The 425-nt window shown below is 66.8% G+C and carries 1 protein-coding gene; it reads right to left on the bottom strand.

Features of this window, described 5'->3' with window-relative positions; genetic code table 11:
• Positions 1–304 (bottom strand): MaoC family dehydratase (locus EXE42_RS17040; RefSeq protein WP_137707068.1); only part of this gene is annotated, 304 nt, incomplete at its 3' end.
• Between the last annotated feature and the right edge of the window lie 121 nt (positions 305–425).

The following is a 425-nucleotide window of genomic DNA, read 5'->3' as shown; positions in this document are numbered from 1 at the left end:
TCGCGGTCGCGTTCGCCGACACGTCGATGACGCTCATCCCGACCGCCAGCGCGATGACGAAGGTGCCGTCGACGAGGCGCTCGCCGAACTCCGTCTCGGCGGCGTACGCCTCGTTGAAGTGCATCGGGTTGAGGTTCATCGAGAGGTTGGTGAACCAGACGTTGTCGGTCTCGGTCACCGTCCGCCCGTAGGGGTGTTTGTACACGTCACCCACCGCGAAGTCCTCGTAGTAGCGCCCCTCCCAGCCGCCGACGAGCCGGCGATCCGTCTCCTCGCCGTCGTGTGCGTCGCTGTCGCGTGCCATACCGCTCCCGACAACGAACGACTAAAAGAGGATTGCGCTCGCGGCCCCGTCCGCCGGATCGGTCACGCCGTCGGAACCGGCCGCACCGGCGTTACAGCGACGACGTGTACAGCAGCAGGCC

The organism is Halorubrum sp. SP3 (genome assembly GCF_005435195.1).
Taxonomy (GTDB): domain Archaea; phylum Halobacteriota; class Halobacteria; order Halobacteriales; family Haloferacaceae; genus Halorubrum; species Halorubrum sodomense.
The sequence above is the reverse complement of the archived record's forward strand: the minus strand, read 5'-3'. Positions and strand labels throughout refer to the sequence as shown.